The organism is Syntrophorhabdaceae bacterium (assembly GCA_028713955.1).
Taxonomy (GTDB): Bacteria; Desulfobacterota; Syntrophorhabdia; order Syntrophorhabdales; family Syntrophorhabdaceae; genus UBA5609.
This window is the reverse complement of sequence record JAQTNJ010000060.1, coordinates 1-14,973: the sequence shown is the minus strand read 5'-3', so window position 1 is coordinate 14,973 and position 14,973 is coordinate 1. Positions and strand designations below refer to the sequence as shown.

Genomic DNA, 14,973 nt, shown 5'->3' with positions numbered 1-14,973 from the left:
ATCGCCATCCTCGGTCCTGTTGCGGCGTCTCCGCCCGCGAAGATACCCTCAACGGACGTCCGGAGGGTGACGGGGTCTACCTTGATCGTGCCGTCCCTGTGCCGCTCGATGTCCTGCATGTCTGCGAGGAATCCCGTATCGATGGCCTGTCCGATGGCAAGGATGATCGTGTCGGCATTGAAGTACCTTGTCGTTGAGTCCTCGTAGCAGGGATTGAACCGCCCGTCTTCATCAAATACCGATACGCACCGTTTGCAGTCGATGCCCGTCGCGCAGCCGTCACCGGATATTACGATCTCTTTTGGTCCCCAGGACGTATGGATCATGATGCCTTCATCAAGGGCCTGCCGGATCTCCCATGTATGGGCCGGCATCTCGTCCCAACTCTCAAGACATGCCATGTGCACTTCCTTTGCGCCGACCCTTTTTGCCGTGAGCGCAACATCGATAGCAACGTTGCCGCCGCCGATGACAAGGACGGTATTGCCAAGTTCTACGGGTTCATTTTTATTGATCCTCCGCAGGAACTCTATCCCGTTGATGATACCCCCGGTCTCCTCGTTCGCAATGCCGAGGTTCCTGCTGCCGTGGGCGCCGGGGCTTACAAAGAGGGCGTCATGGGTGTCCCGGATCTCATTGATCGATATGTCTTTCCCCACCACCGTATTGTATCGTACCGTTATGCCCATCTTTTCTACGATGGAGACCTCACGTGCCAGTTCATCTTTCGGCAGCCGGTATGCCGGGATACCGAGATAGAGCATGCCGCCGAGTTTATCATGTGCTTCGAAGACCGTTACGCCATATCCTGCCTTTCTCAGTTCAATGGCGCATGCGAGCCCTGCGGGCCCTCCTCCTATGATTGCTACATTTTCCTTTTTTGCTTCCCCGGTTTCCGGGACGGGTATTTCCCTCTTTCCGACCTCGTAGTCGGCAACGAACCTTTTCAGGGCGCATATCGCAACAGGCTGATCCACCTTTCTGCCCCGCAGGCATTCATCCTCACAGGGGTGGTTGCATATGCGGCCGATGATGCCGGGGAAGGGGAGCCTTTCCCTGATGAGGTCAAGGGCGTCGAGAAACCTCCCTTCAGCGATGAGTCCCACGTAATCCCGTGCGTTGAGGTTGACAGGACAGCGATTGATGCACGGCGCTATCTCCCTGTCTATCATGTAGGTAGAGGGGATTGCCTGGGGGAAATTAAGATATGCGGCGCTCCTTTGTGACATCCCCATATTATAATCGCTGCCTACCTCAAGGGGACAGCTGGGGGCGCAGAGCGCGCAGGATGTGCACTTATCAGGCAGCACCCTCCTGGGCCTCCGTTTCAACGTGACAATAAAGTTGCCAGGCATGCCTTCGAGGGCTGTTACCTCAGAATTCATGAGGAGTTCGATATTCGGGTTCCGTCCTACCTCTACGAGCTTTGGCGCCATGATGCACATCGAGCAGTCGTTGGTGGGGAATGTCTTGTCGAGCTGCGACATCTTGCCGCCGATATTTGGTTTTTCATCGACGAGGTATACCCTGTATCCGGCATCGACAAGATTGAGCGATGCCTCCATACCGGCTATACCGCCGCCAATCACGAGAACCTTACCGACCTTTTCTGTCATAACTTAAATAACCTTTCGTAAGTCGTAAGTCGTGAGTCGTAAGGGGCTAAACCGCCTGACGCCTAATGCCTTACGGATTTTATTCGGTTTCATATCCTTTTCCTCCGGAAGATCGCGTCCCTGTCCCGATGTCCTGCCATCTCAACGAGGTTCTTCCGTATAAGTTCCTTGAGGTGATTGAATATCCTTTCCTTTCCCATGCCAAGCCTTTCCGACAGGACAGGTATGGTCTCTCCCTGTTCCGGCAATGCCTCCAGCAGCTTTGCCCTCTCAAAGGCAGCGTCAAGGAGGGGCGTAAAGACAAGAAAGAACTGCCTGTCCGTGAAACGCTCCCCGTATACGTTCCCCGCGCTGAGCGTGTCTTTTCTATCCAGGAGCCTTTTCAATCGCTCCACACCTTCGGGATCATGTGTTCCTATAAAATCAAGTTTTTCCACCACCTCACCGTAGGACATCTGTGTATTGGAAAGGTTGTGCTGAATTGTCTCTGTTGGTTTACTATTCACTATTCACCATTCACTGCTTTTTCACCTTCTTCACAATTTCATCAACCGGAATGATATGCGATCCCGTTCCTTTCAGTGTGCCGAAGAGCGCCAGTTCAAGAATCTCGGTGAGGAAGAGCACAGGCAGGTTCCTATCCTTCCTGCCGAGATAGGGCAGGAGGTCAAGGTTCATCTGGCAGAGAGGGCAGGGGGTTACAACAGCATCTGCCCCTAAGGAAAGGGCCATATCCATGATCTTAGCCGACAGCTTGAGCGTCATATCCTTGTTGGTAAGGGTTTTGCTTGCGCCGCAGCATTCCATCTTGTATGGCCAGTTTACAAGCTCCGCTCCGGAAGACCAGATGAGACTGTCCATGCTCGTCGGATCTTCTTTATCGTCGAAGGCATCCATCTTCATGATCCGTGTCAGGACGCACCCGTAATAGGGAACGACCCTGATCGAGGAGAGATCATAGGCGATCCGTTGCGCGATCGTTTCGATGCCCACGTGGTCATGCAGCACATCGATGATATTTTTCACCTCCACGGTGCCGGTGCATTGAAGGGGATAGAGGGCTTTATTGATCTCTTCCCGCAGTTCGCCGTTCTCGCGGATGCCTTTGTTCGTTATCAATGAGCGGTTGTAGCAGGCCGAACAGGGAGCGAAGAGTTGACGCCCTTCGCGTTCGGCGAGGGCAAGGTTCCTGGCGGCAAGCGCATAACCGAGCCGTTCATCAATCGTATGTGCCGCGGAGGCGCCGCAGCATGACCAGTCCTCAAGCTCCTTGTGTTCGATGCCGAAAAAAGAGAAGACGGCCTTGAACGATTCCTCATAGAACCGGCTCGACGTCTTCAGCGAACAACCGGGATAATAGGTTAATGTCATCAATGAATCTCTCTCCTGCACTGAATGGGAATAGCCATTAAAGTTTGATCCACCGTATCCATATTTAATATCGAAGCACGAAATCCTAAATCCGAAACAAATCCTAAATTCAAATTTTCTAATATTTTTGACAAATTAATATTTTGAACATTTGTGCTTGTTTCGAATTTAGAAATTAGGATTTCGGATTTAAGCATGCTCACCCTCTCACCCTCTCACCTTCTTACCCTCTATCTTTTTAAAGATCTCCTTCATTCCCTTCCTGTCTTTGATATTGTGGGGGAGCAGTCCCAACCTGCCTTTCATCAACATGCCCATACCCATCTTTGAGTCACTGAAAAGGTCTTTTTTGTCGAGTTTATAATGGAGGATCGTTTCTATTTCGTGGAGCCTGCCGTGCCTCTGAACGCTTTCGAGAAAGATCTCGTCAAAGCGCCACGTATCATTTTCTGCCGCCCTCCCTTCTTGTACCGAGGTTTTTCTGAGGGCATCAAAAACGCGGGCAACATCTATATCGTTCGGACACCGCACGCTGCAGGTGACACATTGGAGGCATGTCCAGATCGTCTTTGATCCGAGTACCCTGTCCCTGTTGCCAAGGATGATATACCGTATGATCCTGTGGGGATAGATATCCATGTCGGCTACAACCGGGCAGCCTGTAGTGCATTTACAGCATTGATAACAGGTTGATACCTTTTCTCCTGTAGCTTTCTCTACCTCATGCAGGAAATCGAGATTATCCATGGAGTCCTCAAGATTATTATATCTTATTATAGTTCAGGTTGTGATGAAATAAAATATCGGGCGTCCCTTCGATGCTCTTTCCTGTCACCCACTCCTCATTCATAGACATAGAGCTGCTCGCGAGCACCGACAGCTTTACGGCGCCGATGGTACGATAGACCTCCCCGGGTTTCCGGCGTTTGCCGTCCACGGTGAGCAGGTGCCTGTTGATAGAGATGCCGAAGAGGCGTTCGTTTTCTTTCAGATAGGGCAGGATAAGCTCCCAGTCGCGTTCATCGAAGGGCAATATCTGTCCGCCGTTTAACTGTTCAGGAACGATCTTATCATAAGGGTCCCTGACAAATATGGCCCCGCCCGATGCGAGAGAGAAGAGGTTTGATCCGGGATAAGGGGTATCCTGCGGGATGATCCGTCCGCGGTCATCAAAGGTCAAACCGTTTACGATAACGAAACCGCCTCCATTATAGGGATCTCCTGCCATAAAGGATTCCGCGAGGAAGTCAAGTGCGGTGCCGTTGATAATGACCCGTGGTCTTCCCGCGGCATTGATGAGGGGGCGCCCCGCGGCATTGCCGAGTACATAGACCTCGCCGCCTTTTGCCCCGTACATGAAGGTCTGTCCCACGTCGCCGTATACAACAAGTTTTCCGCGTTTCAGGATCTGTCCGAGCTGGTCCTGCGCATTGCCATGGACATATATCTCAAGACCATCGATCCCTGACGCGAGATAGTCGCCGGTCGAGTCGTATGCATCGATGCGAACCCCCTGCGTGTCAGGCCCGAGACCACAGCCAAGAAAGCGCTGGCCGCGCTGGCCGAAACAGATGAATCGCTTCCAGCCCAGCCTGTATGCCTCTGAGATGAGGTACGCGAAGGAGTCGTCTCCCTCCGGGGGGAATCCGCCGGCATCCGCAACGAGAACCTCTTCGCCTGGAAAAGGCGGACGAAGGCCCTGTCTTTTTTCAAAGTTTATCCGTCCGTAGTACCCGGCTGGTTTGCCATCCAGGATAGGGACGGCGTTGAATATGGAATTGAGCGTGCCCGTTATCATCTGGAGGATCGAACGGCGCCTCTTTTTTCCTGTCGGGTAATGGCGGTCAAGAAGGAGCGTGAGGAGTTGGATCACATCCCCTTTCAGCCCGTCATCTTTCGCGATGTCCTTCAGCCTGGCGACAACTGAGCCTGTGCGGCTGTAATCCCATTTCGGCAGAGCTTTTGTAAGTGATGAAAAGAGTCCTTCGACATCTCCTTCTTCCAGTTCTTTTCTTAAGTCCGCCTGAAAGGTGCTCTCAAGTTTTACAGTGGGAAGTTTCTTCGTAAAATCACATGGCCTCTGATTGCGGGGCACATCGATCTGCCTGCCGAACTTGTCGCTGCAGGTGAGGCTCTTACGCCCGTTGCCGGACCCACCGACCGTAAAGATGAAGGCCCCGCCGTCCGTATAGCTCCCGCCGCGGGCGTTCCAGTAATGGTCGGCAATGGTGCCGAAGCGCGGGTCTTCCTTCGCGAGGCTCTCGAGGGTCGCGTCGATTGCCTGTTTTTCAGAGCAGATCAGTCCTATCTCAACGTCGCCTTTCTGGATCGCAAAGACCTGCGGTCTCAGCATGGCTGTATCGGTAATGCCGATGAGCTGGTGCTGCCTGTTCTTCACGTCTGTGCGGGCAATGATGAAAAACCACGGCCCGTCAGGTGATCCGTGGATATGGGCAGCCTGGATCTGGCGATAGATCCGCTGTTTTTCCTCCGGCAGGTGGTCAAAGTCCATCTCAGCAGTCGGTGCCAGCGCCTCGATGATGTACTCGAGGGGATACCCGTAGACCCTGTTCAGGAGGTCGAAGATCTGCACCGATACCTCGGTATCGGTAAGGAAAAGCGGGTAGATATTCCTCTGTTTGAGATATTCTGTAACAGAATAGTAATTGGCGAAGTCCCCGTTATGCACCAGGGCTTCGTCGAGCCCGATGAACGGGTGGGCGCCTCCCGGATGCCATACACGGCCCTTGGTCGGGTAGCGCTGATGGGCAATCCAGATATGGGCGTTGAAATTATCAAGTTTATAATACTGTGCGACCTGTTCGGCGTAGCCGACGATCTTGAGTATCATCATGTCCCTGCCGTGAGAAAGGACAAAGGCCCGTTTCTCACCGAGGGAGCTGTAAAGGGCGAGGTTGAGCCGATAGGTGTTCTGATAGATGAATTCCTCTTCGACCTTGTCTTCGGGGAGTATCCCGAGGTTTCTTTCTTTCAGGAAACAGGCAAGGGCCTCCGGTCTTACGCGGACAAAGTAGCGCTTCACTGCCGGTGGTTTTATCTCAAGCCCGGGGATATCCCTGTAATCATCGACGGTATCGATGAACGCCTCGTGGTCGACCCTGAAGCAGGGACGGATAAACCGCTCTTCCATCTCCGGCAGCACTGTTTCGTCAAGGAGCGCGACCTGGAGGAGGAAATCCTCATCGAGCGTCTTTTGATCAACTCCCAGCTTTGAAGGTGTGAGACCTACCGCTGCCAATCCACCTCCCTTGCCATTGCCGCGGTTATGCATCTGGACCGAGGGTTCGAAGATATGCCGCCCGCTCACCGGTATATTGCAGGCAAATCCCGTGACGCCGCAGCCGCCTTCTTCGGCATCCACGCGCGGACGGCCACTCGCCTCCGCTCCGTCCCGGAGATGATAACGGGAATCGATAATAGACTGTGAGTAAGTTCTGTTTTTCATGTTACGTTATTCCTTTTTTATTAAGTCGTGAAAAGTGAAACGTGAAAAGTAAAAGGTTAAAGCACTTCTTACTGTTTACTTTCTGCTTCGACCCTGAGCTATGTCCTTCTTCCACCATACAACACTCCTTTTCACCTTTCACGTTCAGTCCAGTTCTCCTTCTATCTCTTCCTCTTTTATATAGTCCATATGGGCAAGGACGTCGAAGCGGCCCACAAGCTCTGTGACGCTTCCCATACCAAGCCGTTTGAGGATATTGACAAGCTGGGCACGCCAGGTGCTGTACATGTTGATGATGCGCTGTGTGCCCCATTCAAGCTCCATAAGACCGGTGAGTTCTTCGTCGGTCGTGGCAATGCCGCGTGCGCAACCTCGTCCCGACTCGCAGTGATGGCAGCGGATACATTCGAGCGCCACCAGATCCGCTGTTCCGAGACAAACCCCGTCTGCCCCCATGGCGATGATCTTTGCCATATCATATGCCGACCGGATGCCGCCGCTCGCGATAATCGTTATCTTGTCCCTGATCCCTTCTTCGAGGAGGAACTTGTGGACCTTCGGCAGGGCGTACTCAATGGGCATGGCGATATTTTTCTTCGCAATATCAGGCGCAGCGCCGGTTCCGCCGTAGCTGCCGTCGAGCTGGACAATGTGCGCCCCTGCATAGTAGCTGCCTACAACAACCATATCGACGTCAGTCGGCGTCGATACCTTGACGGATACGAGGGCCTTCCGGTTTGTCTCCTTGATCCAGTCCACGTGTTTTTTATGGTCCTCGACGGAATACACGCTGTGGAACGGGAACGGAGAGAACAGTGCGCTTCCCGCCACTGCTTCACGCATCTGTGCCACGCGGGGGGTTACCTTGTCACCGAGGAGATGTCCGCCGAGTCCCGGTTTTGCGCCCTGTGCGTATTTGAATTCCACGATACGGACGCGCTTGATCGTCTCTTCCCGTACGCCGAAAAGACCCGTCGCGACCTGTGTAATGATGTGGTCATCGTAGTCCATCAGCTCTTCAGGGTAGCCGCCTTCACCGGTGCAGCAGAAGGTATTGAGGGCCACCGCGGCCCTTACGCGGGAGAGCATCGTCACGATGCTTACAGAGCCGAAAGACATACCTCCAAGATAGAGAGGCACGGGGATGGTGATCCTGGGACGGGAATCGCCGGAACGGTTCAATTCAATGGCAGTGGAGATATCGTCATTTGTACCTGTTTTTCCGGTCCCGTTTTTTCCCGGGAAGACAAAGCGTATCTTGTCAAAACCGCCGCCTGAATTACCTGTCTTATAGTTCAGGTCCTGATGCGGAATAGCGCCGGTTTCGGCCATATGCCATGTGCCGGCAAGAAGCTCGGCAGGCCAGCGCCTGTCGCCCAGCACTTCGAAGGTCGGGTTGGAACGGATATGGATCGCCTTCTCAGGACAGCGGTCCACGCAATAGAAATCGTTTTTTGAACAGGAAGGCCCGATGCACAGGTGGTCGCAGGATGCCTTCGGTCGTTTTGAACCGGCCTGGTATACACCGTAGGGACAGAGTTCCACACACAATCCGCAATTGGTGCATGCCCTGGTTATAGTGACGCGGTATTTACCGAGGGCGTTGCGGAACCGGCTTGGAGCCTTTTTTATCTCAGGAAATTGGAAGTGATCCATCATTTAACCCCTTTTGCCCATTGCAGAGAAGGTCTCCCGTTCGAGGTCCTCAAAGAACATCGCGCGTCCCATCTCACCCCGGAGGCGCCTTACCTCACGGATGCCCATTGCGCCGAGTATTTCAAGGAGCTGGCTGTGCCACCCGGCCATCAGGTTCGTGATACGGACCGAACCCCACAGGGGATCGACGCTGTCAAGTTCAACGGGACATGTGATCCCTTCTTTGCACCGCCTGCATACCCTGCACTCCATTGCCACGAGGAGCGGTATATCGATTGTAAGGGCATCGGCGCCGCAGATGATGAGTTTCGCCATGTGTTCCGCCATTGCCACACCGCCGCCTCCGATGAGCGTGATCTGGTCCCTGACGCCTTTATCCACGAGATGAAGGTGTACCTCTTTCATCCGTTCTTTGATGAATAGTGGATCGCTGCCTTCTTCGAGCCCGTATTCGTCAGCGACGCAATGAAGCGCCTCAGCGCCCTGAGCAGTGAGTGCAAGCGCCTGTTCCGGGGTCTTCGAACCGAGACGCAGCCTTATGATGACGATGAGCTCAGGGTTTATTGACTTGAACCTGTTCTGCAGGGTTATTGCGTCTTCTCCATTGGGGATCTCGATGATCCGAACGGAACCGAGCAGTTGTGCACCCAGGTCATCGGGGTTGCCGTCAACATAGATGATCGCGTGGGGGAGGAATTCCCTTATCACGGGATTGAGACCTGACTGCCTGACGATCGCGAATGTGCCGAGAGCCCTTGCTCCATAGAGGAACGAAAGCGGAATGTTATCCCCCGGAGGAGACCATGGCAGCATATCGAAGATGACCGGCAGGGGGATCTCGACGAGCGGCGGCGCCGAAGAGGTGATATCCCCGTCAGGACCGAGTTCGAGTGCCACGACCTTGCGGCCGATGTCGACGGTGGTGCTTATATATTCGCGCCCGTGTATGCCGTCCCTTGTGGGCCGGACGATCTCGGACATATCCGTCCACATGGCATCGAAGCCGGGGCCGGAGAACGGTCCGCCGTAACCTGCGCCTGAAACCGGTATGCGGCCGCTCTCTGCCTGGAACCAGAGATTTGATATGATCTCCGGTGTCCAGTAATGATCGCCCAATACCTTATAGGAGGGGTTAAGGCCTTTATGGATGAGCCTGTTGGGACAGTTCTGGACGCAACGGAAACAGTCCATGCAAACACTGTCAAGGGAATCGAGCATCTGACGGTTATCAAGGTTTCGTTTCTCATATACCTGGTAGACACAGTCTTTTTTTACGCAGCGGGCACATTTCAGGCATCCTTCTTCCCAGGCGATAATACCGGAGCGGGTTATCTTCTGAAAGCGGTTCGGTGACTGCGAGGTCGCAATATGATATTTAGGGGGCATGACATTACTCCTCTGAGATCTTTGGCCTGGGATAAAGCCCGGCCTCTTCCACGATCTGTGGGACAATATCTTCCCATTCAATGGCCATGATATGGACGCCGTGAACCCCTTCCATATATTTCAGTGCCATAATGGTCTCGACGGCTATCTTTATGCCTTCCCGGCGCTGTTCCTTCGGTTCGACACCTTTCATCCGGTCGATGATATCGTCAGGGACGTCCATGCCCGCTACCTGCTTGCTCATGTATTCAGCCATACGGGCCGATTTCAGCGGTGTCACACCGCCGAGGATGTAGACCTTTTTGTCGAGGCCCCTTTCGCGGACCTGTTCCATCCATTCTTTGAAGCGTTTCAGGTTATAGATACACTGGGTCTGGATGAATTCGGCCCCTGCCGCGACCTTTTTGCCCAGGCGAATGACCCGGTAGTCGAAGGGATCAGCGAAGGGGTTTGCCACAGCGCCGATAAAGAGCTTTGGCGGTTCCGAAAGCGCCTCGCCGCCGATGATCTGCCCCAAATCCCTCATCTGCCGCACTGTGTGGATCAATTGAACGGAATCGATATCAAATACACCCTTTGCCTGCTGCTGGTTCCCGAAGGATTGATGGTCCCCTGACAGGCAGAGGATATTCCTGATGCCGAGCGCTGACGCCCCCAGTATATCCGACTGGAGGGCTATGCGGTTCCGGTCGCGTGTTACCATCTGGAGGACAGGGTCGAGGCCTCCTTGTCTGAGGATAGCGCACGCTGCCATACTGGAGAGGCGGACGACCCCGGTCTGGTTATCCGTCACATTGACGCTGTCCGTATAGTCCTTAAGGATATCGCCCTTCTTCTGTATGATCCCCGGATCGGCCCCTTTCGGAGGACCGCATTCGGCGGTAACGGCAAAGATGTCTTTTGTAAGAACGTTTTTCAGGTTGCTGTCAACTTTCACTTCTCTGGTCCTCCCTTTGTATTTTCCTGGGTCCTTTCCCCTGTTGTTTTGACCAGTCCGCAGGAGGATAAAAGGCCTCCAGGAGGTCGGTGCGGCCTGCCTTTTCAAGGCGTTCCACGATCAACTGCCACGCGCAGGGAGTGTCGGGGTCGACTTCGCAGACGCCGTTCTTTGAGCCGCCGCAAGGCCCGTTGAAAAGTCCCTTCGCGCAGCGCGTGACAGGACAGACGGCCGCGAAATAACCGAGCTTGCAGTCGCCGCAGGCACGGCAGTTTTCTATCCAAACCCCCGGCTCCTTTGTCTCGCCGATAAATGTCGTGTTCAGGGCAGGGACGATAAATGCGTCGGGGAATACCTCTGCCACTGCCTGGACGCCTGCCCCGCAGCCGAGAGAAAGGACCACGTCGTATCTGTCCACAACGCCTGTAAGCTTGTCGATAAATTCATAGACGCACTGGCGGTCAAGGGTCATCTCCTGTACTTCTATCGTTCGTCCCTCCATCTGCGCGTCCATGCGGAGCGCCGACGCGAGGAGCCCGACCTCCTTTTCCCCGCCGGAGGCGCATTCGGCAACGCAGGATCCGCAGCCTACCACAAGGATCTTCCTGTAAGGCTCAAGCATTGCTTTGATCTCAGCCATGGGTTTTCTTTCCGCAGTAATCATTTCTTTACTCCTTTTAGTTAATGGGGCTTGCGTCGCCCCCTCCAGCAGCAAAGCTGCCGGAGCCTCCCCCTCTCGCTCGTGAACTCGCTAAAAAAATATTATAGGTCCAATAAGTCCTATAAGACCTATATTCTTCTTTTCGCTCTTTACTCTTTACTCTCTGCTCCATGCTCTTCGCTCTCCGCTCCATGCTCTCCGCTCTCCGCTCCATGCTTTCCGCTATTTCTTACCGGTGAGACGCCGACGACAGCTTCGCGTGCAAGCAGTTCCCGCGCCACTTCGTCGATCGTGACAGGGGTTGCCGCCGTCCCGGTTATCAGTTCTATACGCGTCCCTTCGAGCCCGATCTCTTCGATCAGCTTTCGTGCATACCGGACGCGCTTCCAGGCGCGCAGGTTCCCTTCGCGGTAACGGCAGGCGCCTTCGGGGCAGGTAATCAGGTAGACCATATCCGCGCCTGACTCGAGCGCCCGCAGGAGGTGAAGAGGGTCTATCCGGCCGCTGCACGGGAGGGGGAAAAACCTGATCCGCGAACCAAGCTCCTTCTCAAGGGAACGTCTGTTTTTGTCCTGATCGGTATCCAGTTGCTGACAAAAAAATATGGTAATATTCAATCCTGCTGTTTTCTGATCCATAATCAATCCTCACGTAAATACATGTCCTTTTCTGTCCCACCACAAGGGACGTTTCTCCCTTTGAGATCGTTTTCCATCTTCTATAAAGATATCTATTACATTCCTGATCCGCAACGATGATTCGACAATCTGTTTAAAATTATTCAAAAGCTGTCCTGCCTGTTTCAAAAAGACTTCTTCTATTTTCGCCGTGTCACTGAGTGTTTTCTTTGCGGCATTTTCATCCTTTTCATCCTCCATCCACCTCCGGACCATGTCAGATGTAACTTCAATGTGGAACTGGAGACCATACGCGTTGCTTCCTATCTTAAATGCCTGGTTTTTACAGGGTCTTCCTGTTGCCAGTAATATGCCGCCATCGGGTATCTCAAAGGTATCTTCGTGCCACTGGAATACGGTCATACGTTCCGGGACATCCCTGAAAAGTATATCCCTTTTACCTCCCTTTGTTGTTTTGACTGTATACCATCCTATCTCCCTTACCTCTGATTTGTAAACCTTTACGCCACAGGTCTTTGCCAGAAGTTGGGCGCCGAGACAGATACCAAGGAACGGGACCTCTTCAACAATGGCCTTCCGGATGAGCTTTTCTTCATCATCCAGGAAGGGAAACCTGTCGATCTCATAGACATTCATGGGCCCGCCAAGGACGATGACGGCAGCTATCTCCCGGAGGTCTCCAGGCAGAGTCTCCCCTTTTCCAAGCTCAACGGTCTCGAGCCCCCACCCGTCAGAGTGAAGCACGTCCGCGATCAGCCCGGGTCCTTCGTGCTCCACGTGTTTGACTATGAGGATCTTGTTCTCCATTAAAAGGCTCCATACATACCGTTGCACTGCTCTTCCCCCTGCGGGGAGGGACCCCTATCCCCTTGAGCGGAATGCGTGGTGTGGGGGTTGCCAAGGGAACAGGGGTTTATTTCTTCTTACATATCAAAATAGAGATAGAATTCATATGGGTGCGGACGAAGACGCACCGGGTCTATCTCTGCCTCACGCTTGTACTCGATCCATACATCAATAACATCCTTTGTAAAGACGCCCCCTCGCAGTAAGAACTCATGGTCTTTTTCAAGGGCGGCAATGGACTCATCGAGTGAACCCGGGACTGTAGGTATCTTTGCCGCCTCCTCGGGCGGGAGGTGATAGGTGTTGACGTCTGTCGGTTCACCAGGGTCGATCTTGCTGATGATGCCGTCGAGACAGGCCATGAGTATCGCCGAGAAGGAAAGGTACGGGTTGCAGGTCGCATCCGGCGGTCTGAACTCGATCCTTTTGGCCTTGGGGTTTTCGGAGTACATAGGTATCCTGACTGCCGCGGAGCGGTTCCGTGCTGAATAGACAAGATTGACAGGGGCCTCATAACCGGGGACGAGCCTCTTGTATGAATTTGTGGTCGGCGCGCAGAATGCCAGGAGGGCCGGTGCGTGTTTAAGGAGGCCGCCGATTGCATACCTGCCCAGTTTGCTGATCCCCGCGTATCCCTTCGCGTCGTAGAAAACGTTTTCGCCCTTGTTCCAGAGGGATATGTGGGTGTGCATGCCCGAACCGTTGTCCCCGAAGAGGGGCTTGGGCATGAACGTCGCCACCATGTTGTTCTGTTTAGCCATGTTCTTCACGATGTATTTATACATGAGGCACTGGTCTGCCATCTTGACAAGGGAGCCGAACTTCATGTCGATCTCGCACTGTCCGGCGGTTGCCACTTCATGGTGGTGGACCTCCACTTTAATGTCAGTCTCCAGCATCTTCAGGGTTATCTTGCTCCGCAGGTCCTGGATCGAGTCGTGGGGTGGGACCGGGAAATACCCTTCTTTGTATCGTGGCTTGTATCCGAGGTTTGGTCTCTCGTCCCTCCCTGAATTCCATTCACCCTCATCGGAGTCGATAAAGTAGTAGCCGCAATTCTCCGTCTGGTCGAAACGGATGTCATTAAAGAGAAAGAACTCGTATTCAGGGCCATAAAAGCTTGTATCGGCGAAACCCGTTGTCTTCAGGAACGCCTCCGCCTTTTTCCCCACGTAACGCGGATCCCGTGTATAGGGTTTCTTGGTAATGGGGTCATAGATATCACAGAGGATGCTCAACGTCGGTATCTCGCAAACAGGGTCTACAACGGCTGTCTTGGGATCAGGAAGGAGTATCATATCCGATTCCTGGATCTTCTGGAAACCCCTTATGGAGGAACCGTCGAAACCGATCCCTTCTTCCCAGATGCTCGTCATCGGGTCATCAATCTCGGTCAATTCTGCCGTGGGAATAGAAAAATGCTGCCATAAACCGGGCAGGTCGTTAAATTTGAGGTCAACGATCTGGATATTGTTCTTTTTTATCAGGCGGGTCACGTTGTCAATGTCTGCTGATGTTGCTGCTCCGTTCCACCGAAACGATGTCTTTTCTTTCTTCACCTCTTTCATCGCTGTCTCCTCATATATATCTTGTTATTCCCTGTTTTCTAAATACTTGTTGATACGGTCCAGCTGACCGTGCAGTGTCCCTCACCAAACATGCTGGTGGGGACTATCTTGACCACCGGAAAGTATCTTAAACTATCAATGCTTGCCATGTGTCACCTCTCTAAAGGTTTTTAAGGCTAAACTTTTAGTCTAAGACGTTGACTTTTTGAACCGCGTTGTTCAGGATTTTAATGATTCCCTCGAAGGTCGATGAGGGATATAAGATTGCACCTCAATGTGCACCATTATCTTATTACATATCAGATCAAATTGCAAATAAAAATATTACTATAAAACCGTGGATGCGTATATGCGTGCAAGCGCGGATGCGTTTCAACCTAAGTCTCCTTTTGCTCTTGTTCCTATGCTTCGCAGTTTCAGTTTCTTCGCGTTTACGCGTTTACGCATATACGGTTTTTCATTATCCGATCGCTTCTCCTCCGCGTTCTTCCGTACGGATTCGTATACATTCAACGAGGTCGAGGACGAATATCTTCCCGTCCCCGATATTGCCGGTCTGTGCGCCCTTTATGATGGCGTTGATCGTCGGTTCCACGAAATTCTCGTTGACGGCAATCTCGAGACGGATCTTTCGCAGAAGATTACCCATCTCCCTGACCCCGCGGTATACCTCTGCCACACCCATCTGACGGCCGTGGCCTAGGACTTCGTTCACAGTGATGAGATTCACCTCTGCCTTATAAAGTTCCTCTTTTACTGCTTCCAATCTATCCGGTTTGATTATTGCTATTATTAGTTTCATGGTTTTTCCCCCTTATTCCAGGATCG

Annotated in this window: 13 protein-coding genes; all 13 read right to left on the bottom strand. The window is 53.0% G+C overall.

Annotated features, from left to right (window positions below; all coding sequences use genetic code 11):
- The coding region (locus PHU49_07135; protein MDD5243776.1) for an FAD-dependent oxidoreductase at window positions 1–1,616 on the bottom strand (1,616 nt) is incomplete at its 3' end.
- An 89-nt stretch (window positions 1,617–1,705) separates the two neighbouring features.
- Complete coding sequence (locus PHU49_07130; protein MDD5243775.1) at window positions 1,706–2,122, bottom strand: hypothetical protein; 417 nt, start codon at window positions 2,120–2,122, stop codon at window positions 1,706–1,708.
- Between the two features lie 10 nt (window positions 2,123–2,132).
- Window positions 2,133–2,987, bottom strand: coding sequence for a heterodisulfide reductase-related iron-sulfur binding cluster (locus tag PHU49_07125; GenBank protein MDD5243774.1), 855 nt, complete (start codon window positions 2,985–2,987; stop codon window positions 2,133–2,135).
- Between the two features lie 207 nt (window positions 2,988–3,194).
- Window positions 3,195–3,734, bottom strand: a complete 540-nt coding sequence (locus tag PHU49_07120) for a 4Fe-4S dicluster domain-containing protein (protein MDD5243773.1) — start codon at window positions 3,732–3,734, stop codon at window positions 3,195–3,197.
- Window positions 3,735–3,750: 16 nt separating this feature from the next.
- A complete protein-coding gene (locus tag PHU49_07115; protein ID MDD5243772.1) occupies window positions 3,751–6,453 on the bottom strand; it encodes a hypothetical protein in 2,703 nt (900 codons plus the stop codon).
- A 144-nt stretch (window positions 6,454–6,597) separates the two neighbouring features.
- On the bottom strand, window positions 6,598–8,112 hold the full coding sequence (locus PHU49_07110; protein ID MDD5243771.1) for a glutamate synthase-related protein: 1,515 nt from the start codon (window positions 8,110–8,112) through the stop codon (window positions 6,598–6,600).
- Window positions 8,113–9,495 carry a glutamate synthase-related protein gene (locus tag PHU49_07105; protein MDD5243770.1) on the bottom strand — a complete coding sequence of 461 codons (1,383 nt, stop codon included), beginning with the start codon at window positions 9,493–9,495 and terminating at the stop codon, window positions 8,113–8,115.
- A 4-nt stretch (window positions 9,496–9,499) separates the two neighbouring features.
- Complete coding sequence (locus tag PHU49_07100) at window positions 9,500–10,432, bottom strand: methylenetetrahydrofolate reductase (GenBank protein ID MDD5243769.1); 933 nt, start codon at window positions 10,430–10,432, stop codon at window positions 9,500–9,502.
- Window positions 10,422–11,096 (bottom strand): methylenetetrahydrofolate reductase C-terminal domain-containing protein, encoded by a 675-nt coding sequence (locus tag PHU49_07095; protein MDD5243768.1) that lies wholly within the window; start codon window positions 11,094–11,096, stop codon window positions 10,422–10,424. Before PHU49_07095 ends, PHU49_07100 begins: the two co-directional genes overlap by 11 nt.
- A gap of 146 nt (window positions 11,097–11,242) precedes the next feature.
- The gene (locus PHU49_07090) at window positions 11,243–11,731 is read right to left on the bottom strand and encodes a hydrogenase iron-sulfur subunit (protein ID MDD5243767.1); all 489 of its coding nucleotides are present in this window, start codon (window positions 11,729–11,731) and stop codon (window positions 11,243–11,245) included.
- A gap of 9 nt (window positions 11,732–11,740) precedes the next feature.
- Window positions 11,741–12,538 (bottom strand): type 1 glutamine amidotransferase, encoded by a 798-nt coding sequence (locus tag PHU49_07085; protein ID MDD5243766.1) that lies wholly within the window; start codon window positions 12,536–12,538, stop codon window positions 11,741–11,743.
- Window positions 12,539–12,654: 116 nt separating this feature from the next.
- Window positions 12,655–14,145: a type I glutamate--ammonia ligase gene (glnA, locus tag PHU49_07080; GenBank protein MDD5243765.1), complete on the bottom strand. Its 1,491-nt coding sequence runs from the start codon at window positions 14,143–14,145 to the stop codon at window positions 12,655–12,657.
- A gap of 460 nt (window positions 14,146–14,605) precedes the next feature.
- Window positions 14,606–14,947: a P-II family nitrogen regulator gene (locus PHU49_07075; protein MDD5243764.1), complete on the bottom strand. Its 342-nt coding sequence runs from the start codon at window positions 14,945–14,947 to the stop codon at window positions 14,606–14,608.
- Between the last annotated feature and the right edge of the window lie 26 nt (window positions 14,948–14,973).

Excerpts from the sequence above, each read along its gene's own strand:
- PHU49_07090 (MDD5243767.1), bottom strand. The coding sequence starts at position 11,731 with ATGGATCAGAAAACAGCAGGATTGAATATTACCATATTTTTTTGTCAG.
- PHU49_07110 (MDD5243771.1), bottom strand. The coding sequence starts at position 8,112 with ATGATGGATCACTTCCAATTTCCTGAGATAAAAAAGGCTCCAAGCCGG.
- PHU49_07095 (MDD5243768.1), bottom strand. The coding sequence starts at position 11,096 with ATGATTACTGCGGAAAGAAAACCCATGGCTGAGATCAAAGCAATGCTT.
- PHU49_07105 (MDD5243770.1), bottom strand. The coding sequence starts at position 9,495 with ATGCCCCCTAAATATCATATTGCGACCTCGCAGTCACCGAACCGCTTT.
- PHU49_07120 (MDD5243773.1), bottom strand. The coding sequence starts at position 3,734 with ATGGATAATCTCGATTTCCTGCATGAGGTAGAGAAAGCTACAGGAGAA.
- PHU49_07115 (MDD5243772.1), bottom strand. The coding sequence starts at position 6,453 with ATGAAAAACAGAACTTACTCACAGTCTATTATCGATTCCCGTTATCAT.
- PHU49_07125 (MDD5243774.1), bottom strand. The coding sequence starts at position 2,987 with ATGACATTAACCTATTATCCCGGTTGTTCGCTGAAGACGTCGAGCCGG.
- glnA (MDD5243765.1), bottom strand. The coding sequence starts at position 14,145 with ATGAAAGAGGTGAAGAAAGAAAAGACATCGTTTCGGTGGAACGGAGCA.
- PHU49_07085 (MDD5243766.1), bottom strand. The coding sequence starts at position 12,538 with ATGGAGAACAAGATCCTCATAGTCAAACACGTGGAGCACGAAGGACCC.
- PHU49_07075 (MDD5243764.1), bottom strand. The coding sequence starts at position 14,947 with ATGAAACTAATAATAGCAATAATCAAACCGGATAGATTGGAAGCAGTA.